This is a genomic window from Enterococcus sp. DIV0421 (assembly GCF_051713745.1).
GTDB lineage: Bacteria > Bacillota > Bacilli > Lactobacillales > Enterococcaceae > Enterococcus_D > Enterococcus_D casseliflavus.
The window spans coordinates 1,265,001-1,286,449 of sequence record NZ_JBIOQM010000002.1 but is presented as its reverse complement, the minus strand read 5'-3'; the positions used below and the strand labels follow the sequence as shown (position 1 = coordinate 1,286,449).

The following is a 21,449-nucleotide window of genomic DNA, read 5'->3' as shown; positions in this document are numbered from 1 at the left end:
TGTCCTTGATTACTTTTTGCGTATTTCATCTATGAGGTGGTGAAAATGGATCAATGGAAGCTGCTCAAAGACTATTGGCGATTTGCAGTTGGTGGTGCTGTTTTGATGGTTTTGCTGATCATCTGGTTTGTACCGTTCTCGCAAAACAAAGAAACAAACTGGCAATCAATGGCAGATGCAGCAGGTCAATCGTCTGAAATGGGGGAAGGTGGAACCCTTCAAGAAGATGGTCTTCACGATGAAGAGTATGAGATCGTTATCGATGTCAAAGGAGAAGTGCACCAACCGGGCATTTATCGTTTAAAATCAGGTGCGCGGATGTATGAATTGATCGAACAAGCAGGTGGTCTGACAGAAGAGGCGTTAGAAACAGCCATAAACTTAGCAAAGGTGCTGCAAGATCAACAGATGGTGATCGTCCCGCATAAAGAGGATCAAGCGTTTACGGAGATGAATGCTTCAGGAGTAGGTGGCAGTCAGACAGCAGTGACACAAATCAATCTGAATCAAGCCAATGCGCAGCAACTGCAAGAACTGCCAGGTGTGGGTGCCAAAAAAGCAGAAGCAATCATCGCTTACCGCGAAGAATATGGCTTTTTTAAACAGATTGATGACCTAAAAAAGATCACAGGCATCGGAGAGAAGACCTTTGAGTCCTTGAAAGAGATGATTACAGTGACGGACTGAACCAAATAAAAGTAAGAAATACTAAGAAATGACGGTTGAAAATTCAAGAAATTCGATTAGAATAGAACTAATCAATCGCAAAGGAGCAAATGAATGAGCAATACGAGAATCCCTTGGGACCAGTATTTTATGGCGCAAGCTGTTTTACTTTCTTTACGCAGTACGTGTTCCCGACTTGAAGTCGGCGCTACATTAGTCAAAGATCGCCGAATCATCGCTGGAGGCTACAATGGGTCAGTCAGTGGCGATGTACACTGCATCGACGATGGCTGTTATGTTGTCGATGACCATTGTATTCGGACGATTCATGCAGAAATGAATGCCTTATTGCAATGTGCAAAATTAGGGGTGTCAACAGACAATGCGGAAATCTATGTGACGCATTTCCCTTGCCTTCCCTGTACGAAAGCAATTTTGCAAGCAGGGGTCAAAACGATCCATTATTTGAATGACTATCGTAACAATCAGTATGCAATGGAATTGATTCAACAAGTAGGTGCTTCCGTCCACCAAGTTGAACTTGATCCGGTGTATTTTGAAAAACTTTCATTTGGTGTGCTGAATGATGCACAACCAACAAAAGAGAACTGATTCATTTTTATTTCTTAGTATTATTTTTGCTTGTTCGGTGACTGCTTACTATGTGCAGTCCATCTTACTGGGACTCATTGCACTTTATTATTTTGGGATGCTTGTCTTAAGACGACAAGCATTTTTGTGCATGATTTGTTTTGTCGGACTGTTGCTGTTAAGTGTCCGCGTCTGTCTTTCTCGGACTGGAAACATACAAGAAGGTGAGTATGAAGGGGTAGTCAATGTGTTGCCAGACACGATCAAAATCAATGGCGATCTGCTTACGTTTGAAGCAAAATCTTCCACAGGTAAAGTGATTGGTCGTTACACGATTTCTTCAGAGACTGAAAAACAGCAATGGCAGGATCGATCCGATTGGGGAAGAAAGCTGCTGGTGAAAGGATTTTTCTCTCTTCCTGAAAAACCACGAAACCGCCACGGGTTTGACTATTCTGCCTATCTAGCCAGTCGATCAATAATTGGCACAGTCCATATCGAGCAAGTTGTAGGAATGGAAGCAGCAGACTCAGGCTTTTCGCTTGCAAAAATTCGAGCAGAGGTTATTTCTTCTGTGCAACGAATCTTTCCTGAACGCTCAGCAGCCTATATCAATGCGTTGCTCTTTGGTTTTAAAGACCATGACTTTCAAGAAGTACGTCAAATGTATCGTGCTAGTGGCTTATTGCATTTCTTTACGATCTCAGGAATGCATGTCGTCTTATTTTTCAAGTGGTTTCGCGGATGCTTCTGCCGATTGGGGTTTACGCAAAAAGAAATGCTGTTGCCAATGGGGGTCTTTTTCTTGGTCGTAATTGGGATTTGTGGCGGCGGCATTAGTGTCTGGCGTGCTGTCTTGGCATTGTCGGTTACTCAAGTGACCACTCTTTATCAACAACGGCTATCCGCAAGTGATCATTATGGGATCGTCTTAACGGCTCTTTTATTCGTTGATCCCAAAGTATTGCTTCAAACATCGGGGCAACTAAGTCTTTTGATGACCTTCCTGATAGTGATGCAGCGACCGATCAAATTGACGTGGTTTTGGCGCAGTCAGTTCCTCACGGTGTTGGCTGCGCCTGTCATTGTCTCGCTCTTTTATGAATTTCCATTATTTGGGGGCTTTTTGACGTTTGTCTTTTTACCGTTTTTTCAATTGGTTTTGCTGCCAGCCTGTTTCTTAATGTTCATTGCTGGGACGCTTTTCCCAACAATCAGTGGGCTGATTGCCCTTTTTGAAGAGCTTTTATTACTTATGGAAGTTGCCGTGGGCGCTGTAGGAGGCGTATCGATAACGGTGGGTGCCCTTCCTGCAGGATTGGCAGCTAGTTGTTGTTTGCTTGGCCTGCTCTGTTACCAAAAGAAACGGTGGCTGTTGGTGATCTGTTTTTCGCTTGTTGTACCAATCGTCTTTCAACAGAATCACGTTTTACCCACCATTAGTTATGTCGACGTTGGTCAAGGCGATAGTATCGTTTTACAGGCAGAAAAAAATCGCGAAGTTTATGTGATCGATACTGGAGGTTCTCTATCTTTTCCGAAAGAAAACTGGCAAGAGCGCAAACGACAAGCTGCCGCGGAATCTACATTGATTCCTTTTTTGAAAGGGGAGGGAGTCAGGAAGATTACTGGTTTGTTTCTAACTCACGGGGACACGGACCATATGGGAGATGCGCTAGCATTGATGAAGGCGATCCCTGTTGAAACGTTATATCTTGTACCAGGAAGTGAACAAGATCACCGCATCGCCAAGCTTTTAAACGAACTGCCTAATCAGACAAGCGTTGTTTGGACGACGGTTGGCCAAGTGGTGGGTGATTTCCTTCAGTTGCAAGTATTGGCACCAGAATCAGGTGCAGGACAAAACGAAGATTCGATGGTGATTAAAACCAAGGTAGGGGATAAAACATTTTTGTTTACTGGCGATCTCGAACAAGCAGGGGAAAAAAAGTTGATTCATGATTATCCGAATTTAAAAGTTGATGTTTTGAAACTAGGGCATCATGGCAGTCGCACCTCGACGGCACCTGAGTTTGTTGCGGCAATCGATCCCCAATTCGGGATCGTTTCAAGTGGACGGAACAATCGGTACGGGCATCCTCATGAAGAGGTGCTTGAAACATTGGCAAATCAGACCGTTTTGCGAACCGATCAGCAGGGCATGATCCAATTTATTTGGTCTGAAAAACAACAATCATTTTTGATAAAAACGCTGCTAGACTATCCGATTGACTAATGGTAGGATAAGAATGAAAGCGGGGGGAACGATGGAATTACAAAAAGCGTTGCAAGCAATTCGAACCAAGGAGTTGCAATCGATTTATCTGGTCATCGGCAGTGAAATGTTTTTACAAGAGCAAGTTCGCACGGCCTTTTTGGAGCGTTTTTCCGTTGGGAAAGATGATCTGAATTTTGCTTCCTTTGACATGGAGAAAGATCCCCTTGATATGGTGATCCAAGAAGCCCAATCGTTGCCTTTTTTTGGCGATCAGCGATTACTGTTCGTTGAGCGGCCATTTTTCTTAACGGCTGACAAAAAGAGCAATGCACCTGAGCATGACCTAGATGATTTTTTGAATTATATCAAAGACCCATTGGAATCATCGGTAATGGTGATTTTTGCAGATGTCGATAAATTAGATGAACGGAAAAAAATTACTAAGCAGTTGAAGAAAGCCGCAGTTGTGATTGATGTCGCACCTATGAAAGAAGCCGACGTGCGTCAGTATCTCCAACAGTCGTTGGCCAATGATGGCATCGAAATGAGCCGAGAGGCGTTTGATTTGTTTTTACGGTTAACGGATCTGCACCTATCAAAAGCGATGCAGGAGTTACAGAAACTACGGCTGTATGCAGGAAATGGCAATAAAATTACGAAAGAGATCGTCTTGCAGTTGATCCCTAAGACGTTGGAACACAATGTCTTTGAATTAACCAGCGATGTCTTAAAGGGGAACGTATCGGATGCGTTGCGCTTGTATGACGATCTATTATTGCAAGGGGAAGAGACGATCAAGATCAATGCTATCTTGATCAGCCAAGTCCGTCTGCTGTTACAGGCGGCGATTTTGATGAAAATTGGCTACCAGCAAGCCAATATCGCAGAAACGTTGGGGATTCATCCGTACCGAGTGAAGTTAGCGATGCAGCAAGCTCGGGGGTTTGGAGAAAAGCAATTAGCGGCACTATATAGTGAATTGATCGAAAATGATTACTTAGTGAAAAGTGGTCAGATGGACAAAGAGTATTTGTTCCAGCTATTTGTTTTAAAACATGGCAAACAGTAAGACAAAAAGAAAGGCGCAGCAATCGATGATTGCTGCGCCTTTCTTAATTTGCTTATTTTGCAATTTTTTTACTTAAACGAGATTTGTCGCGACTAGCTTTGTTCTTGTGGATCAATCCTTTAGTCTCAGCCATATCGATTGCTTTAACAGCATCTTTATATAACGCATCTACGTTATCAGCACCAGCTTCAACAGCTTGATCAAATTTTTTGATTGCTGTACGCATTGTGCTTACTTGAGATGAATTCTTAGCATTAGCCGCTTCGCTTGTGCGAACACGTTTGATTGCAGATTCAATGTTTGGCATGTATTTCACCTCCGAAAAAAAAGTTCAATTACGTTTAGAAAACGTATAAATCAACACTAGTCATTATACCTAATGCCAAGAGTGATTGCAATAAAAGTTGTAAAGAAATTTTACTTAACACAAAAATTTGTTTTTTGGCCGTGCTATTTTTTGCTTTATGGATTTTAAAAATGCTTCTTTACACATTTTTTACTGAATAGTTATAAAAAGTTTACACAGAAACAGCTTTCTATGCTATGATTACTTCGGAATTTTTAAATGGGGGAATCTATGTGAATATCGCTTTGTTTCTAACGATTGTGTTGTCATTAGGGGTGATTTTCGTCAACGGCTGGACGGATGCGCCGAATGCTATTGCAACCGCTGTCTCCACGAGAGTCTTACGCCCGAATATCGCCATTGGCATGGCAGTCGTCATGAATTTCTTAGGTGTGCTAGTGATGACGTATTTTAATGCACAAGTTGCAGAAACCATCAGCAACATTGTGACTTTTGATTCAGGCGGGAGTTTTCGAGTCTCACAGATCGCATTGGCCGCTGCCTTGTTTTCAATTGTTGTTTGGACGGTCGCAGCTTGGTATTTTGGGATCCCAACCAGTGAATCCCACGCGTTGATCGCAGGACTGACTGGTGCAGCCATGGCCCTTGGTGGGTTACATGCAGTCAATGGCGAGGAGTGGCTGAAAGTTTTGATCGGTCTTGTCGTTTCTACGTTGATGGGTTTCATTGGTGGCTTTCTGATCACGAAACTGATCGTATGGCTCTTTCGCGATACCCAACGGCGAAAAGCCAACAAAATTTTTACAGTTGGTCAAGCCATTGCGGCTGGTGCCAATGCGTTCTTACATGGTGCACAAGATGGCCAAAAATTTATGGGTGTCTTCATGTTAGGGCTTTTCTACAACAATCTTGCTGAAAAGACCGGCAATGGCTTTTCGATCCCACTCTGGGTGATGGTTCTTTGTTCCTTGACCATGGGGATCGGTACTTCTGTCGGTGGGATGAAAATCATCAAATCAGTAGGGATGGATATGGTAAAACTGGAAAAATACCAGGGCTTTTCTGCAGATGTTACCGCTGCGATCTGTTTGTTCTTGTCTTCCGTATTTGGTATCCCAGTTTCAACGACCCATACAAAAACGACTGCCATCATGGGGGTAGGGGCTTCTCGACGTTTTTCTAGCGTTGATTGGCGCATCGTGAAAGAAATGATCTATGCTTGGATTTTAACGTTTCCTGGTTGTGGGTTGATTGCGTTTCTAATGGTGAAAATTTTATTGCTAATTTTGTGAGGAGAGAAAGTAATGGCACGAAAAAAAGGATTTGATTATTTTGCGGCAATGGAGCAGTTGGCAACAAATGGCCATCTAGCTGCGAAACGTTTTTCGCTGTTGATCAATGATTACTCTGAAACAGCGTTAAGTGAAGCGGCAGCTGAGATTCATGGATTAGAAAAGGAAGGCGATCAGGTGATCGCTGAGCTAACGAATGAGTTGTACGACTCATTTATCACACCGATCGATCGCGAAGACATCCTGGTCATCTCTGAGCGCTTAGATGATATTTTGGATGGCATTATGGGATTGACTTATTTATTTGAGAATTTGGTCATTACGAAGATCCGCCCCGAGACGAACTTATTTGCTGAAATGATCGTTCAAGCGACACAGGGGGTCGAAACAGCATTAAAAGAGTTTCCGAAGTTCAAAAATTCAAAAACATTGCGTCAAATGATCAACGATGTAAATACGATTGAATCAGAAGCAGATCTTTTGTATTCAAAAATGAAAAAAGCGTTGTTTACGGATGAAAAAGAAGTGCTGGAAATCATTAAATGGAAAGATATTTATGATCGCTTTGAATCGATTATCAACGACACCGAAAGTGCGGTTGATATCATTGATGGTATGGTGATCAAAAACACGTGAGGAACTAGAGAGCATTCAAACGAAAAAAAAGAGCAACTATTGCGGCAGTTATCTGCCCAAGAGTTGCTCTTTTTGCTTATAATTGGATCAGCCAATAGCCGATCAAAATGATTCCTAAAACGATGCGATACCATCCAAATACGGTAAAATCATTCCGTTTGATGTAGTTCATCAAGAAACGGATCGCGATGATCGAAACGATGAATGACACGATGGTTCCTGTCAATAAGATGACGGTTCCTTGGAAATCAAAGGCATTGCCATCTTTCAAAAACTTGAAGATTTTCCAGGCACTGGCACCAAACATGGTGGGAATACCTAAGAAAAATGAAAATTCAGCAGCAACATAACGAGAAGCGCCGATCATGATAGCACCTAAGATAGTAGCACCAGAACGAGAAGTTCCTGGGATCAATGCCAATACTTGGAACATTCCTACGATCAATGCCGCTTTGTAGGTGAACTTGTTCAAATCGGTACATTTTGGTGCTTTATTTTTGTTGCGTTTTTCTACCACGATAAAGCCGATCCCATAAACGATCAAGACGATCGAAACGGAGAAAAAGTTGTAGAAGTGCGCATCTAACCAATCATCTAACGGTAATCCGATAATAACCGATGGCAAGACCGCCACGACGACTTTAAACCATAACGTCCATGTATCTTTTTTCTCTAACTCATTTTTCTGCGGTGAAAAAGGGTTTAGTTTATGGAAATATAAGTAGACGACTGCTAAAATCGCACCCAGTTGTATGACAACATTGAACATCGTCATAAACTCGGGAGTTACATTCAATCCGATAAATTCGTCGGCTAGAATCAAGTGACCCGTGCTGCTGATTGGCAGCCATTCCGTGATCCCTTCAATGATCCCAAATAAAATCGCTTTTATGAAATTTGTAAAAAACATTGGTTCAGTCCTTTCTATGACAAAATACAACTCTTAGTATACCGTTTCCTGATTCGAATACCAATCTTTTTCCTAAAAAAAGGGGGCAGTTTTTAAAACAAAAACTGCTCCTTTCTTAAAGAAATTGATCAACTGCCAAAGGTTTCTCTTAGGATAAAAGTTCTTGAGAGAGTGCTAAGCCTTTTTTGATGTAATCGGTATTGCCCACTTCAGCAATCGTAAAGCTGCCATCTTCGTAGATCAGTCGAGTGACCGAGCCATTTTCAATATCCATGCGAACATTGTTCTCATCATTGATCAGATGCAAAAGAAAAGCGATCGTTAAGCCGTGAGACACAACTAGCGCATTGCCGCCGCCTTTTTTCTCAACGCGGTAGGCGATATCTTCAAACCCTGTTTTGACACGTTCGGTCAACACATCAAAGGTTTCCGCCCAATTGGCTGTATCTGCGTGGTAGATCGCATTGGCGATCGCCTCAAACGAGACATGATTGGCAATCATATCATCGTAATCAGGAAAGTCAAGAATCCGTGGCAGAACGCCCCACATTTCTGCATCATAGGCACCTTCAAGTGAGCCAAAGCACCATTCACGAATCCGTTTGTCGATATGATAAGGGATCTCTGGTCCTCTGACATGTTCACCCAGTATCAGACGCATCGTTTCGATCGCGCGGCCGCTGTCACTGGATACTGCTTCCACAAAATCCACATCTCGTAACCCGAGTCCTAAATAATGGATGCCTTGTTCACCAGTACGAGTCAATGGGGTGTCGCACCAGCCTTGCACACGCTGCAATGTGTTGAACATGGTTTTCCCGTGACGCACGACATACAATTCCGTTTTTGCCATAAGTAGTAATTCCTCCTTTGGTTCGTAATTCGTTTATGCGTTAAAAAACGGATTGGTCCGTTTCTCAATCTCGATTGTTGTTGGTTCCCCGTGGCCAGGATAAACGGCCATCTGATTCGGTAAAACAAAAAGTTGCGTTTGGATGCTGGTCAGCAATTGCTCAAGGTTGCCAGTTGGTAGATCGGTCCGACCGATGCTGCCTTTAAATAAGGCGTCTCCAGAAACGACAAACTTGTCAAAAATAAAACTGACGCTGCCGATGGAATGACCTGGGGTTGCAACAACCTTAAAGGACATGCCAGCTATCTCGTACTCTTTCAATTCTAGCTCGAATTCTGCTGGACGTGCGGTGATGGTTCCTAATTCAGGATGACGACCAGAAAGGTTTTTCATAGGATCACTTAGCCATTCTTGCTCAAGTGGACTAACGTAAACGGGGATCTGATAATAATCCCGCAAATGGTCAACTGCGCCGATATGGTCATAATGAGTGTGGGTCAATAAAATCGCTGCTGGTTTTGCGCCTGTTTTTTCGATCTCAGCGATCAATCTCGCTGCTTCTGCTCCAGGATCAATAATCAACAAAAAATCTTCTTTCCAAATAAGGTAACAATTTTCTTGAACGGGTCCTGTCACTAAACCAATGATTTTCATGCTAAAACCTCCTAGGATCACAAATACTTGTGTCTGACTATAAGTATAGCTTAAAGTATAAGAGGAAACAAAGAAAGGTTTTTAGGAGTGAAAAATTAATGATAGAAACGATTAACACAGAAGACAATCGTCAGGCGATCTGTCAATGGCTCAATTATTCAACGAAAAAAACAGAGGCAGTGAGTGCCTTTTCCGATCAAGAGCAGCTTTCATTTGCATTTTTTGACAATCACGATCAACTTGGTGGGTTGATTGGGAAACGGACAGGTAATACGATTCATATTCAATTGTTTGCAGTTGATCCAAACCATCAGAATCAAGGGGTGGGGAAACAATTGATGGCAGCACTTTTCGATCACGGTAAAAAAGCGGGGTGTCGTTCCGTGACAGTTACCACCCAAGACTACCAAGCGCCACAGTTCTATCAAGCAGTCGGCTTCGAACAATTTGCTGTGCTTTCTGACACGCCTGTACTTGGCACGGATAGGCTTTATTTCGTGAAGATGCTGTGACCACCCTATGGCAGGCAGGTGATAAGGCTAACCAATAGTTTGATGAGAGAAAAGCTCAGAATTATTGTGGGAATTCGAAAATTTTTCTAAGAAACCGCATTAGCAAAAAACTGCTGTTATACTAATTAAAATAAGAAAGTGCGTGTTTCGTTTGAAACTGGTCTAATTTTTTCCTGCAGCAGAAACATTCGTCGTGACTAAGTTCGGGGAAAGTAAGTGTTCAGGACCTTGTGTTCGTTTTGATTGGTATACATCAACTTTTTGTAAGAAGGTGTTTTTTATGAAAAAATCGCTCCAATTCTTTTTCACTGTATGCTTTGCTGTGCTTCTTTTAGCGAGCTGTGGTGAGGAAGAGCTATCCATCGATGATTCGAAAGAAGTTTCTGAAACCGTTACTTCCGCCTCAAAAGCGGTTGAAAATGGCGACCTTGATTTGATGTTGATCCAAGATGAGAGTGTCATCTTTCCGCAAAGCCAAGGGGTTTATGATTTCCATGAGAATGAGTTGACGATCGTTAAGCAGTATTTGCCGATGGCAGACTTAGAAGATAGTTCAGCCAGCTCTAGTGATGTTGCCTTGTATAAAGGACAAATCGAAAGTGATTTTCAGCGCCATTTTTCCCATTCAGAGGTACAGTTGTCCAACGATCCTTATCAAATTTATGAGATCACCTATCAAGATGCCTCATACATCGTCGAAGGAAAACGTTTGACGATCATGGCAGATGGGCGAACCTTTGAGTTCACCTTAGATCCCAATAATCAGAAGGCCTATGATCAAAATGGCGTTAGCTATGACATTCAGGTCGATCAATAAATTTTCTTAAAAAATATTCCTGCTTTACTTGCTTAGGTGAGTAGAGTAGTTTTTTTTGGTAACCTTTCGTCAAACCCATTTTCTGGCAGTGGAAATGGCGTTGATTACCTGATGAGAAGGCATTTTGCCGCAAGTGATTTTTTTAGAGATCAAACCTGTTTGGATAGGATACTCTCCGCAGAGGATGAAAAGCTGTTTCTGTTCGCTTTTCCAAAAGTGATCTATCCGCTATAATGGCAAACGAGAAGGTGAACACGTGTATAAAGGAAAAGTTGCGGTTAGAAAAATCGTAGAATTTATTTTGCGCAGAGGCGATATTGATAGCCGCAAAGTCAGTAATCATACCGCACAAGAAGGCGCCCGTATCCATCGCCAACTACAAAAAGAGGCTGGGGATGCGTATCAAAAAGAAGTCTTTTTCAAACGAGAAAGCCAAATTGAGAAAGATTCGATCACTGTCGAAGGACGTGCCGATGGTCTCTTTTTTGATGCAGCTGTTAATTCTTGGGTGATCGATGAGATCAAAACTTCAGAACCAGCTTTCGAAGATATCCCTGAAGATCAAATCGATTTGTTTTTTGCCCAGGGAATGGTTTATGCTTATTTGTTTTTACTACAAGAAAATGAACAAGCAGCGCTTAATGACAGTGAGAAACAAGAGAAACCAGAAGCAGAAGCTACTGCTGATGGAGAAAATGATCCGCGAGGAGACCCATCGATCGGATCGCCGTACAATTGACTTATTATCAAACCACTGAAAAGCTGACCACCCGTACGAGAAGAACATTTCAGTTCTCAGAATTAGCTGTTTTTTATGAAGAATTACTTCAGGAATATCATAAATGGTTAGTTTTTCAAGAGAATTGGCGCCGTGTCCGCAATACGTCTTTGCAGCTGCTGTCTTTTCCCTTTGAAACCTTTCGCAAAGGGCAGCGAGAGTTAGCAGCAGCGGCGTATAAAACACTAAAAAATGACAAGCGACTTTTTGCGGAAGCGCCAACGGGAACTGGAAAAACCATGTCAACGCTGTTTCCCGCATTAAAAGTTCTCGGGGAAGAAGGGGCAGATCGGGTCTTTTATCTGACGGCGAAGACGATCACCAGACAAGTGGCTGAAGATGCGTTGAGCAAGTTAGCAGACAACGGTAGTGAAACCAAGAGTGTCACGATCACTGCCAAAGATAAAATTTGCTTTCTGGATGAAAGAAACTGTACGCCAGAGCATTGTCCTTATGCACAAGGTTATTACAATCGAATCAACGAAGCTTTGTGGGATCTGTTGCATCACGAAAACCAAATAACTCGAGAAGTGATCGAGACTTATGGAATGAAGCATACGGTTTGTCCCTTTGAGCTTTCACTGGATGTCAGTGTCTTTTGCGATGTCATTATTGGTGATTATAATTATTTGTTTGATCCAACCGTTTATTTACGGAGATTTTTTGAAGAGCCAGACGAAGAGTATTTCTTTTTAGTGGATGAAGCCCATAACTTAGTTAACCGTTCGAAAGAAATGTATTCCGCAACGATCTCCCGTCAGCCATTTAAGGAATTAAAGAAGAAGCTGCCGAAGGATCAACAGAAATTAAAACGCGCACTAAACAGAGTTGATAAAGAATTTGCGGCTTTAGCCCAATTAGCAAAAGAGGAAGGATGGTCATACCACCATCAAGCAGCTCCCCATGAAACAATGGTCAATCAGCTATACAAATTAGCTGAATTGATGAAGGAATGGTTGCCGGCAAATCCTGAGCATGAATTGCAAGAAGAAGTGCTGCAAGTGTATTTTGAAGCCAACCATTATTTGAAGATCAGTGAATTTTATGATGATCACTACGAAACGACGGTGGAGATCGACCGCTATGATATCAAACTACGGCAATTTTGCATCGAACCAGCGCCGTTTTTGGAATCCGTGTTAGATAAGGGCAAGGCCAGCCTGTTGTTTTCTGCGAGCTTTACCCCTTTGTCGTATTATCAAGAAGTATTAGGTGGCGGCGATGAAGCTTTGCGCTATCGCTTGCCAAGTCCTTTTGATCCGAAAAATCAGGGGATTTTTATTGCGGACTATATTCAAACGACGTATCGCCAACGTGAAGCCAGCATTCCTGCGATCGTTGATGCGATCCAGCAAATGACGGCAGCGAAAGCGGGAAACTATATGGTCTTTTTCCCATCTTATCGTTACTTGGATGATGTGGCGGCAGCATTTTCTCAACAGGCGCCAGAGGTGGAGGTCTTGATTCAGGGGACTGCTATGAACGAAGCAGAGCGCGAGGCGTTTCTTGCGCAGTTTCAATCTTTTGACTCGCAACAATCATCCTTGCTGGATAAAAGTCAAGACGAACCAAAGAGTCAACCAAAAACTTTGGTGGCATTTTGTGTCCTTGGAGGAATTTTTTCTGAAGGGATCGACCTAAAAGGCGATCGCTTGATCGGTGCAGCAGTGGTAGGAGTCGGACTGCCGCAAATCAATCACGAGCAAGAATTGATTCGGGAATATTACGATGAGAAAAAGGCCGCTGGCTTTGCGTATGCCTATCAGCTGCCAGGGATGAATAAAGTCCTGCAAGCAGCCGGTCGAGTGATTCGGGATGTCAGCGATCGTGGCGTGGTGTTATTGCTGGATCAGCGCTTTCGGACACCGCGTTACCAAGAACTTTTCCCACTACATTGGCAGCATGCCTTGCAGATTCGTCGGCCGCAAGAGTTATCAAAGGCATTGACTCATTTTTGGCAAGAAAAAAACTAGAAGCAGAGCTTTCAAGAGCGGTTGCGCAAAATCAGTAGATAAAGCTGATTTTGCCTAACCATCACGTTAGACTCTGTTCTAGTTTTTTTGATTAGCGATAATTTGTAAATTGTAAATCGATCGTCAGGGGCAGTTTACGCAACAATTGGATCACCTCTTGCAGATCGTCACGACTTTTGCCTGTTACCCGAATTTGATTGTCTTGAATTTGGGTTTTAACTTTTAGCTTGGCGTTTTTGATCGCTGTCGTTATTTTTTTGGCGTTTTCTTTATCGATGCCATTGATCAATTCTGCCGTTTGACGAGCTTTTGCCCCCAAGGCATGCTCCGTTTCGCCAAATTGAATATTTTTCGTTGGTACATTCCGTTTGATCAGCTTCGCAAAGAGCACATCTTTGATTTGCTCCAACTTAAATTCGTCATCTCCAACGATCGTCAGTTTGCCCTCAGTCATCTTGATTTCTACCGTGGAGCCTTTAAAATCAAATCGGTTTTTCAATTCTTTTTCCGCCTGTTGAATGGCGTTTTTCACTTCTTCTGTGTTGATCTCAGATACGACATCAAAACTTGCTTCTTTTGCCAAAATCAATCACTCCTCTCATCTCTTACCTATGATTTTAACATGGAGGCGAACGATGCGGGAATGAAAAGTAAATTTTTGCAAATAATTGTTTCATTTTTTCACACAAACTGCTATTCTTTGGAAGGAGATTTTTAGTGAAGGAGCTAGATCATTGTGAGTAAGTTATTAACGAAGCACGAACAATCAGAACGATTGAAAAAAATAGGGGTTATTTTGCTGTCAGGTATTACTGCAGCCATTGCTTTAAATTTCTTTTTGATTCCCGCAAACGTTCTTTCTGCTGGGATGAACGGGGTCGCCCAATTGATCGTGGCACTTGCCTTGGAACATTTTGGCGTTCACCTTAGTACAGGGCTGTTTATTTTCCTCTTAAACTTGCCTATCTTTGTTCTCGGGTTCATCAAACTCGGGAAATCATCGACACTATTGAGCTTTATCAATGTCGTTGTCGTTTCCGTCTTAACGATGATCCTTCCGCAAGGAGCGATCACTGACAATATTTTGGTTAACGCTTTGCTAGGTGGCGTACTGTTGGGCGTCGGCGTTGCGTTTTCACTGAAAATGGGTTTTACCACCGGCGGAATGGATATCCTTTCGTTGATATTATCAAAAACGACTGGAAAAACAGTCGGTAAATATATGTTTATTTTAAACGGCATCATTGTCATGGTCTCAGGTTTCGTCTTTTCTTGGGAAAGTGCCTTGTACACGATCATTTCGATTTTCGCGATGAGCTACGTTGTGGACATGCTGCACACAAGTCATCAAAAGGTAACGGCAATGATTATTACGACCAATGCGGAAGCTGTTGGGAAAAATATTTCTAAGCATGTGTTTCGCGGCATGACTTTGTTCCCCTCAGTCGGAGGGTATTCAGGCGTACCTGGCAATATGATCATGATGGTCGTGACGCGCTACGAGATCTACGATTTAGAACAAGCCGTTTTAGAAGCTGACGGCAATGCGTTTATTAATTTTGTGCCGACCCAATCGATTACAGGCCGTTTTGCGACAGATGATGAACAACGGACCTTTAAAACGACAGGGGTCTTCCCAGAACTGAAAATACACAAGAAAAGCCGGCCATAATCAAGGATCGTCCATTTACAAATCTTGCAAAAGAAGGTATTATTTGAAACAAGAATTAAAGGAGGTCTTCAACCGTGGCATATACTGAAGTAGAAGCAGAAGCAATCAAAGAGCGTGTCTTGGCTGCCTTGGAAACCGTGATTGACCCTGAGTTGGGGATTGATATAGTGAATCTAGGCTTAGTTTATGAAGTCGAATTTGATGCAGAAACAGGCAATACCGTAATCAAAATGACCTTAACAACAATGGGCTGTCCCTTAGCCGACGTATTGACTGAATCGATACACGAAGCACTAAGCGATATTCCAGAAGTCAAAAATCCAGAGGTAAAATTAGTCTGGTATCCCGCTTGGACGACCGATAAAATGAGTCGTTACGCACGGATTGCTTTGGGGATTCGTTAAGGATTTTCAATCATAGAAAGTTGTTTCATATTTGTTAACTAGATGGAACAAGCTGTTTTCTTAGGTGTCGGACAGTTGGCAAAATGAGGATATAAACACAGAACTCTTTTATTAACTTTGAAAAAGTTGGTAGAAGAGTTTTTTTATAGAATACTTTCTTAAATAAACAGTTACTTGGTGAAAAAGTTATACTTTTTTACTAAAAGCATTAAAGAAAATCATATATTTTTAAACCTGAAAGCTCAACATATTTTCCATTCATATGACAACTCAAAGTGAGTTAGTATTTAACTTTGCCGAAATAGTAATACTTTCTATAAACCTTCGATCATTTTGACAAAAAAAGAGCACAGAATAAATTCTTATTCATCCACATTGATAACCTTAAGGTGCATCCCAGAAAACATGTCTAAATAAACGTTACTGAATTTAGTCAGAGACTTTGGGATACGATGAATTTTCCTTAAGAAGTCAATGTAGAATGAAGAAGGATGATTCTAGGAATGTTTTTTCAAAGGTCATGTGATTTCATCCTATCAACTGACTCTTGGTTAACAAATATACAAATGTGTTCTATGCAACCATACATATAGGAAAACGATAGCCAAACTACAGTTTCGGTCAATCATTTAGCGAGTTACATATTTTTATTAGAGATTCGAGATTAATTAATTGAATTAATGTATAATTATAGTTAAGTTGTAAAAATGATTTGGTTGATTCCCTTGATCATAAAAACAAAAAGGAGTGTGTTTTGTGGATTTTCTATTTACTTTATTTGCTTTTATTTTCGTCGCAGTTATCTTATATCATATTGTCGAATTCTTAAAGGATCAATCTACGCCAGAAGTGGCAGTACTTGCCACGCTAGTAGACAAACGAATGACTAGTAGCACGAATATTGCTGCAAACGGCTTTACGAATCAATCCATTACCTATTATCTTTTATTTGAAATCGCAAGTGGCGAAAGATTAGAATTTAAAGTAGGGTATGGAAAATACAAATTATATGTCATCGGAGATACTGGAGTGTTGAGGTATCAAAGAAAAAGGTTTAATTCACTTGATAGGTAAAAAATTTGTATGTATATAGTATGTGTTTATTCGTTTTCAATTTCAAAAAAAGTTGAACAGTCAATTAAAAAACTCCTATTCAAGTGTCTTATCATTTGAAATGATTTGAATTGTACGCTTTCGATGGAAAACGCAAGTATCATCGAGTAACACTTGAGAATTTCTACTTATGAGGTCGCATAAATAAAACCAAAACTGAAGGAAATTTCCTGCGAGGAATGGCTTAATTTAGTTCACTCATTCGTTTTATTGGCGGAAGTGATGAGCTACGGATAGTTTTTAAATACTCATAAATAGAATAGATTGCTTCACCAAAACCTCGTGACTCATTGTTACGAGGTTTTTTGTTTTTTACGTGACTTCAGAAATAATTGCGAAAAGGAAAAATCGTTCTTGGTTTTTCACAAACATTTTCTCTTTCAAGTGACAAAGTCGTTGCCGTTTTGGGTTAGGAACGATTGGGTTGCTGACGATCCAATGGTTAAAAATTGCGGGTGTGAAAACGATTATTGGCATTGATATTCAATCAGAGAAACTGAAACAAGCATTAGATTTAGGTGTCGCCGATACGATCGATCCTAGTGTTCAAGACCTTGAAAAGAGATTTCTCGGATAACGGATGGTTTAGGCGTAGATATTGCAATGGAATGTGCAGGTACTAAAACAACCGAAGAACAATGTCTCTTAGTGACAAAAAAAGGCGGGAAAATTGGATTTCAAGGGATCACTTATTCTGATGTTTTGATTAAGCAACGGGCATTTGAAAAAATTTTTCGCAGTGAATTAACCATTAAGGGGTTTTGGAATAGCTATTCTGCGCCTTTCCCAGGCAAAGAATGGTTTGATTCAATCACCTTTTTAGAAAGCGGACGCTTGAGTGCCAGTCATATGATTTCCCATCGCTTTCCGTTAGAATATCTTCAAAGAGCATTTGATTTAGCGGTAAATAGAAGTGAAAGCTTTAATAAAATCATGATCATGCTCTAAAAACTAAACATTTGATTACAGCACAAACAGATTGTTTTCAAAAACCATTTTTATTCAGCAAGCTTTAACAAGCTGCTATGGATATGGTTTTTTTGATTTGCTACAGTGATTAAATAGGTTGCTCCTTCTAAAACCTGTCCCAATCAAAGACACCGTTGCATTTTCAGAAATGAAACGGTAAACTAGTTGAAAAGATTGGAGGAATGAATCAATGTTAGCTACGAATTTTGGGAAATATACATACGAAAATCCGTTTATGAACGCCTCAGGGGTCCATTGTATGACGATCGAGGAATTAGATGAATTAGCGGTATCAGCAGCTGGATCATTTGTCACGAAGAGTGCAACGCTAGAAGCACGTGCCGGAAATCCAGAACCACGTTATACCGATTTACCCTTAGGAAGCATCAATTCGATGGGATTACCAAATCTAGGGGTGGACTACTACTTAGATTATGCCATCAAAAAACAGCAGGAAATGACTCAGCAAGTGCCTTTCTTTTTCTCTGTCGCTGGTATGAGTGTGGCTGAAAACATTGAGTTATTGAAGAAGATCCAAGAAAGTGATTTTGAAGGAATCACTGAGTTGAATCTTTCTTGTCCAAACGTGCCAGGAAAACCACAAGTTGCCTATGATTTTCCTTTGACCGATCAAATTCTTGAAACAGTCTTTGGTTTTTTCACAAAACCTTTAGGTGTCAAATTGCCGCCATACTTTGATTTGGCTCACTTTGATGAGATGGCTAAGATATTAAACAAGTATCCGTTAACCTACATCAATTCAATCAATAGTATTGGGAATGCTTTATTCATCGATCCTGCTACTGACTCGGTAGTCATCAAACCAAAAGGTGGTTTTGGTGGTCTCGGAGGCGAATATGTGAAACCAACGGCATTAGCCAATGTGCGGGCTTTCTATACACGTCTCAAGCCAGAAATCAAAATTATTGGTACAGGTGGGATTCGTAATGGTCAAGATGCGTATGAGCATTTGTTGTGTGGTGCCTCTATATTGCAGATCGGCACAGAGTTGCAAAAAGAAGGGCCGGCGATCTTTGAACGATTGACGAAAGAATTAGAAACGATCATGAAAGAAAAAGGATATCAATCAATCAGTGAATTTCAAGGCAAACTAAAAACGATTGATTAAAGCGACTATTGACGACTTTCTATCATCATCTGTTTCTTTTTATAGAAGAAAGTGATAGAAGAAAGGTGGGGTTAAATGGAGAAATTTCGTAAAACAACTGAGGACGATTTAACGGAGTTAATGGCGCTGATTGAGGAAGGAATTGCTTTTTTAAAAGCTCAAGGATCACCACAATGGCAAAATGGCTATGGCCCAAAAGAAACTCAAATCAAAGAAGATATTGCAAAAGGCGAAAGCTATGTGTTAGTGAAAGATGGGAAAATCGCAGCGTCTGCGGCACTGGTTTCTGGTGATGATCCTGTCTACAACGCAATTACCGGCGCAGGGTGGGATGGAAATGGTCCGTATCTATCCATTCATCGCGTCGTTGTCAGTTCTCATTTTAAAGGGCAAAAGTTAAGTGCCAAATTGCTGCAAGCTCTTGAAGTGGTTGCATTAGAGCAAGGAATCGTTGATTTGCGTATCGATACGTATAAAGCCAATATTGGGATGCAAAAGAATATCCAAGCAGCTGGCTATCAATATAAAGGAGAGGTAACATTTCCTTTTCCGAATGGAGAGCGATTGGCTTTTCAAAAACGTTTGATCACAAACTAAACATTCTTTTTCTATTCTTGTCACTTGGCCGAAAGAATGGAAAAAGTGTGTCAAAGTGAATTTTTGGTATGAAAATGTGGATAATGGTTGTCAGAATCCTTTCGGCTTGCTAAGATAAGCACGTAAAGGACGGTGCCAAATGAAGAAAAGAATCAAAAAGAAAAAAGCTTATAAAAAATACATCCATGATATTTTTGCAGGGTATGAAGAAATGCTTGAAAATCCAGCGATCGATGAGAAGAAGTTCTCTTATTTGAAAGAAGAAACAACCTTAAAACGAGACGATCAAAATCAAATCCGTTTCCGTACGATCGATATTGATTAAACTACCTTTTGGTAGTTTTTTTCTTTATTTTTGTTAATTGGAAAAATTTCAGAAAAAAAGCTTGCTCTTTCATTCATAGAATGATAAAGTATTCAACGTTGGCAATTGAGCCAGCGGGTCAAAACAACAGTTGAAAAATCTTCAAAAAAAGACTTGACCAAAAATAAAACAGATGATATTATAACGAAGTCGCAATAATAAAACAGTTAATTGATGTTGATAAATCAACAAAATTAATTAAAAAAAGTTGTTGACAAATAACAAATCATTTGTTATTCTAATTAAGTCGCTGAGGCAGCCGCTACGAAGTTGAAAAACAACGAGCGAAAAAAACTTTTAAAAAGAGTTGACAATCAAATGTCACTCTGATATGATATAAAAGTTGCTAACACAGCACGGTAGACCTTTGAAAACTGAACAAAGCAAGCAAACGAACCAATGTGTAGGACGTTTCAATTTATTGAAACAAATACATGCAAGCAATAGCTAGCAAAGTTAATTTTTATGAGCTTAATGACCGTATGGTCATTCAAACAAATCATTATGAGAGTTTGATCCTGGCTCAGGACGAACGCTGGCGGCGTGCCTAATACATGCAAGTCGAACGCTTTTTCTTTCACCGGAGCTTGCTCCACCGAAAGAAAAAGAGTGGCGAACGGGTGAGTAACACGTGGGTAACCTGCCCATCAGAAGGGGATAACACTTGGAAACAGGTGCTAATACCGTATAACACTATTTTCCGCATGGAAGAAAGTTGAAAGGCGCTTTTGCGTCACTGATGGATGGACCCGCGGTGCATTAGCTAGTTGGTGAGGTAACGGCTCACCAAGGCAACGATGCATAGCCGACCTGAGAGGGTGATCGGCCACACTGGGACTGAGACACGGCCCAGACTCCTACGGGAGGCAGCAGTAGGGAATCTTCGGCAATGGACGAAAGTCTGACCGAGCAACGCCGCGTGAGTGAAGAAGGTTTTCGGATCGTAAAACTCTGTTGTTAGAGAAGAACAAGGATGAGAGTAAAATGTTCATCCCTTGACGGTATCTAACCAGAAAGCCACGGCTAACTACGTGCCAGCAGCCGCGGTAATACGTAGGTGGCAAGCGTTGTCCGGATTTATTGGGCGTAAAGCGAGCGCAGGCGGTTTCTTAAGTCTGATGTGAAAGCCCCCGGCTCAACCGGGGAGGGTCATTGGAAACTGGGAGACTTGAGTGCAGAAGAGGAGAGTGGAATTCCATGTGTAGCGGTGAAATGCGTAGATATATGGAGGAACACCAGTGGCGAAGGCGGCTCTCTGGTCTGTAACTGACGCTGAGGCTCGAAAGCGTGGGGAGCGAACAGGATTAGATACCCTGGTAGTCCACGCCGTAAACGATGAGTGCTAAGTGTTGGAGGGTTTCCGCCCTTCAGTGCTGCAGCAAACGCATTAAGCACTCCGCCTGGGGAGTACGACCGCAAGGTTGAAACTCAAAGGAATTGACGGGGGCCCGCACAAGCGGTGGAGCATGTGGTTTAATTCGAAGCAACGCGAAGAACCTTACCAGGTCTTGACATCCTTTGACCACTCTAGAGATAGAGCTTCCCCTTCGGGGGCAAAGTGACAGGTGGTGCATGGTTGTCGTCAGCTCGTGTCGTGAGATGTTGGGTTAAGTCCCGCAACGAGCGCAACCCTTATTGTTAGTTGCCATCATTTAGTTGGGCACTCTAGCGAGACTGCCGGTGACAAACCGGAGGAAGGTGGGGATGACGTCAAATCATCATGCCCCTTATGACCTGGGCTACACACGTGCTACAATGGGAAGTACAACGAGTTGCGAAGTCGCGAGGCTAAGCTAATCTCTTAAAGCTTCTCTCAGTTCGGATTGTAGGCTGCAACTCGCCTACATGAAGCCGGAATCGCTAGTAATCGCGGATCAGCACGCCGCGGTGAATACGTTCCCGGGCCTTGTACACACCGCCCGTCA

General features: G+C 41.7%; 19 protein-coding genes, 1 rRNA gene and 2 pseudogenes (1 of these 22 only partly in view). 17 read left to right on the top strand and 5 right to left on the bottom strand.

What is annotated here, in order from left to right:
- Window positions 1-45 precede the first annotated feature (45 nt).
- The 4 genes from IGI96_RS17250 to holA all read left to right on the top strand — a co-directional run bounded on the left by IGI96_RS17250 (window position 46) and on the right by holA (window position 4,544).
- Entirely contained in the window at window positions 46-687 is a 642-nt protein-coding gene (locus IGI96_RS17250; RefSeq protein ID WP_270288018.1) for a helix-hairpin-helix domain-containing protein, read from the top strand.
- A 93-nt stretch (window positions 688-780) separates the two neighbouring features.
- On the top strand, window positions 781-1,278 hold the full coding sequence (locus IGI96_RS17245) for a ComE operon protein 2 (RefSeq protein ID WP_005230159.1): 498 nt from the start codon (window positions 781-783) through the stop codon (window positions 1,276-1,278).
- Complete coding sequence (locus IGI96_RS17240) at window positions 1,250-3,493, top strand: DNA internalization-related competence protein ComEC/Rec2 (RefSeq protein ID WP_270306501.1); 2,244 nt, start codon at window positions 1,250-1,252, stop codon at window positions 3,491-3,493. The genes IGI96_RS17245 and IGI96_RS17240 overlap by 29 nt, the downstream gene beginning before the upstream one ends.
- Window positions 3,494-3,524: 31 nt before the next feature.
- Entirely contained in the window at window positions 3,525-4,544 is a 1,020-nt protein-coding gene (gene holA, locus IGI96_RS17235) for a DNA polymerase III subunit delta (RefSeq protein ID WP_034858605.1), read from the top strand.
- 52 nt (window positions 4,545-4,596) lie between these two features.
- Here holA and rpsT read toward each other — a convergent pair whose 3' ends face one another.
- Window positions 4,597-4,851 (bottom strand): 30S ribosomal protein S20, encoded by a 255-nt coding sequence (gene rpsT, locus IGI96_RS17230; RefSeq protein WP_005230162.1) that lies wholly within the window; start codon window positions 4,849-4,851, stop codon window positions 4,597-4,599.
- Window positions 4,852-5,087: 236 nt separating this feature from the next.
- Between rpsT and IGI96_RS17225 the strand changes: the two genes are divergently transcribed.
- On the top strand, window positions 5,088-6,143 hold the full coding sequence (locus IGI96_RS17225) for an inorganic phosphate transporter (RefSeq protein WP_005230169.1): 1,056 nt from the start codon (window positions 5,088-5,090) through the stop codon (window positions 6,141-6,143).
- A gap of 12 nt (window positions 6,144-6,155) precedes the next feature.
- Entirely contained in the window at window positions 6,156-6,779 is a 624-nt protein-coding gene (locus tag IGI96_RS17220; protein WP_005230171.1) for a DUF47 domain-containing protein, read from the top strand.
- 76 nt (window positions 6,780-6,855) lie between these two features.
- Here the strand turns inward: IGI96_RS17220 and IGI96_RS17215 are convergent, their stop codons facing one another.
- From IGI96_RS17215 to IGI96_RS17205, 3 genes are all read right to left on the bottom strand, one after another.
- Window positions 6,856-7,689, bottom strand: a complete 834-nt coding sequence (locus IGI96_RS17215; protein WP_115232404.1) for an undecaprenyl-diphosphate phosphatase — start codon at window positions 7,687-7,689, stop codon at window positions 6,856-6,858.
- Between the two features lie 148 nt (window positions 7,690-7,837).
- Window positions 7,838-8,542, bottom strand: coding sequence for a histidine phosphatase family protein (locus IGI96_RS17210; RefSeq protein ID WP_005230175.1), 705 nt, complete (start codon window positions 8,540-8,542; stop codon window positions 7,838-7,840).
- Between the two features lie 33 nt (window positions 8,543-8,575).
- Window positions 8,576-9,196, bottom strand: coding sequence for an MBL fold metallo-hydrolase (locus tag IGI96_RS17205; RefSeq protein WP_005230178.1), 621 nt, complete (start codon window positions 9,194-9,196; stop codon window positions 8,576-8,578).
- A 98-nt stretch (window positions 9,197-9,294) separates the two neighbouring features.
- Here IGI96_RS17205 and IGI96_RS17200 point away from each other — a divergent pair, with 98 nt between their 5' ends.
- The 3 genes and pseudogenes from IGI96_RS17200 (at window position 9,295) to IGI96_RS17190 (ending at window position 13,276) form a co-directional block, all read left to right on the top strand.
- Window positions 9,295-9,708 carry a GNAT family N-acetyltransferase gene (locus tag IGI96_RS17200; protein ID WP_153884065.1) on the top strand — a complete coding sequence of 138 codons (414 nt, stop codon included), beginning with the start codon at window positions 9,295-9,297 and terminating at the stop codon, window positions 9,706-9,708.
- 280 nt (window positions 9,709-9,988) lie between these two features.
- Window positions 9,989-10,525, top strand: a complete 537-nt coding sequence (locus IGI96_RS17195) for a hypothetical protein (protein ID WP_016611127.1) — start codon at window positions 9,989-9,991, stop codon at window positions 10,523-10,525.
- Window positions 10,526-10,781: 256 nt separating this feature from the next.
- Window positions 10,782-13,276: pseudogene (locus IGI96_RS17190) on the top strand (ATP-dependent DNA helicase).
- Window positions 13,277-13,367: 91 nt separating this feature from the next.
- On the opposite strand, the gene IGI96_RS17185 reads toward IGI96_RS17190, so the two are convergent.
- Complete coding sequence (locus tag IGI96_RS17185) at window positions 13,368-13,859, bottom strand: YajQ family cyclic di-GMP-binding protein (RefSeq protein WP_005230187.1); 492 nt, start codon at window positions 13,857-13,859, stop codon at window positions 13,368-13,370.
- 153 nt (window positions 13,860-14,012) lie between these two features.
- On the opposite strand from IGI96_RS17185, the gene IGI96_RS17180 reads away from it, so the two are divergent.
- The 8 genes and pseudogenes from IGI96_RS17180 to IGI96_RS17145 all read left to right on the top strand — a co-directional run.
- Window positions 14,013-14,948 carry a YitT family protein gene (locus tag IGI96_RS17180; protein ID WP_005230189.1) on the top strand — a complete coding sequence of 312 codons (936 nt, stop codon included), beginning with the start codon at window positions 14,013-14,015 and terminating at the stop codon, window positions 14,946-14,948.
- Window positions 14,949-15,022: 74 nt separating this feature from the next.
- Window positions 15,023-15,352: a metal-sulfur cluster assembly factor gene (locus tag IGI96_RS17175; protein WP_005231940.1), complete on the top strand. Its 330-nt coding sequence runs from the start codon at window positions 15,023-15,025 to the stop codon at window positions 15,350-15,352.
- 756 nt (window positions 15,353-16,108) lie between these two features.
- Window positions 16,109-16,426 carry a DUF2500 domain-containing protein gene (locus tag IGI96_RS17170; RefSeq protein ID WP_015509816.1) on the top strand — a complete coding sequence of 106 codons (318 nt, stop codon included), beginning with the start codon at window positions 16,109-16,111 and terminating at the stop codon, window positions 16,424-16,426.
- 442 nt (window positions 16,427-16,868) lie between these two features.
- Window positions 16,869-17,413: pseudogene (locus IGI96_RS17165) on the top strand (zinc-binding dehydrogenase); the annotation flags it as partial.
- Window positions 17,414-17,624: 211 nt separating this feature from the next.
- The gene (locus IGI96_RS17160) at window positions 17,625-18,563 is read left to right on the top strand and encodes a dihydroorotate oxidase (RefSeq protein ID WP_270288013.1); all 939 of its coding nucleotides are present in this window, start codon (window positions 17,625-17,627) and stop codon (window positions 18,561-18,563) included.
- Window positions 18,564-18,638: 75 nt separating this feature from the next.
- Entirely contained in the window at window positions 18,639-19,160 is a 522-nt protein-coding gene (locus IGI96_RS17155) for a GNAT family N-acetyltransferase (protein ID WP_016611135.1), read from the top strand.
- A gap of 139 nt (window positions 19,161-19,299) precedes the next feature.
- Window positions 19,300-19,485, top strand: a complete 186-nt coding sequence (locus tag IGI96_RS17150; protein WP_005230211.1) for a hypothetical protein — start codon at window positions 19,300-19,302, stop codon at window positions 19,483-19,485.
- 539 nt (window positions 19,486-20,024) lie between these two features.
- A 16S ribosomal RNA gene (locus IGI96_RS17145) occupies window positions 20,025-21,449 on the top strand; it runs 134 nt beyond the window's last position.

Coding starts and splice junctions, on each gene's coding strand:
- IGI96_RS17250 (WP_270288018.1), top strand. CDS start 46: ATGGATCAATGGAAGCTGCTCAAAGACTATTGGCGATTTGCAGTTGGT.
- IGI96_RS17245 (WP_005230159.1), top strand. CDS start 781: ATGAGCAATACGAGAATCCCTTGGGACCAGTATTTTATGGCGCAAGCT.
- IGI96_RS17240 (WP_270306501.1), top strand. CDS start 1,250: ATGATGCACAACCAACAAAAGAGAACTGATTCATTTTTATTTCTTAGT.
- holA (WP_034858605.1), top strand. CDS start 3,525: ATGGAATTACAAAAAGCGTTGCAAGCAATTCGAACCAAGGAGTTGCAA.
- rpsT (WP_005230162.1), bottom strand. CDS start 4,851: ATGCCAAACATTGAATCTGCAATCAAACGTGTTCGCACAAGCGAAGCG.
- IGI96_RS17225 (WP_005230169.1), top strand. CDS start 5,088: ATGATTACTTCGGAATTTTTAAATGGGGGAATCTATGTGAATATCGCT.
- IGI96_RS17220 (WP_005230171.1), top strand. CDS start 6,156: ATGGCACGAAAAAAAGGATTTGATTATTTTGCGGCAATGGAGCAGTTG.
- IGI96_RS17215 (WP_115232404.1), bottom strand. CDS start 7,689: ATGTTTTTTACAAATTTCATAAAAGCGATTTTATTTGGGATCATTGAA.
- IGI96_RS17210 (WP_005230175.1), bottom strand. CDS start 8,542: ATGGCAAAAACGGAATTGTATGTCGTGCGTCACGGGAAAACCATGTTC.
- IGI96_RS17205 (WP_005230178.1), bottom strand. CDS start 9,196: ATGAAAATCATTGGTTTAGTGACAGGACCCGTTCAAGAAAATTGTTAC.
- IGI96_RS17200 (WP_153884065.1), top strand. CDS start 9,295: ATGATAGAAACGATTAACACAGAAGACAATCGTCAGGCGATCTGTCAA.
- IGI96_RS17195 (WP_016611127.1), top strand. CDS start 9,989: ATGAAAAAATCGCTCCAATTCTTTTTCACTGTATGCTTTGCTGTGCTT.
- IGI96_RS17160 (WP_270288013.1), top strand. CDS start 17,625: ATGTTAGCTACGAATTTTGGGAAATATACATACGAAAATCCGTTTATG.
- IGI96_RS17155 (WP_016611135.1), top strand. CDS start 18,639: ATGGAGAAATTTCGTAAAACAACTGAGGACGATTTAACGGAGTTAATG.
- IGI96_RS17150 (WP_005230211.1), top strand. CDS start 19,300: ATGAAGAAAAGAATCAAAAAGAAAAAAGCTTATAAAAAATACATCCAT.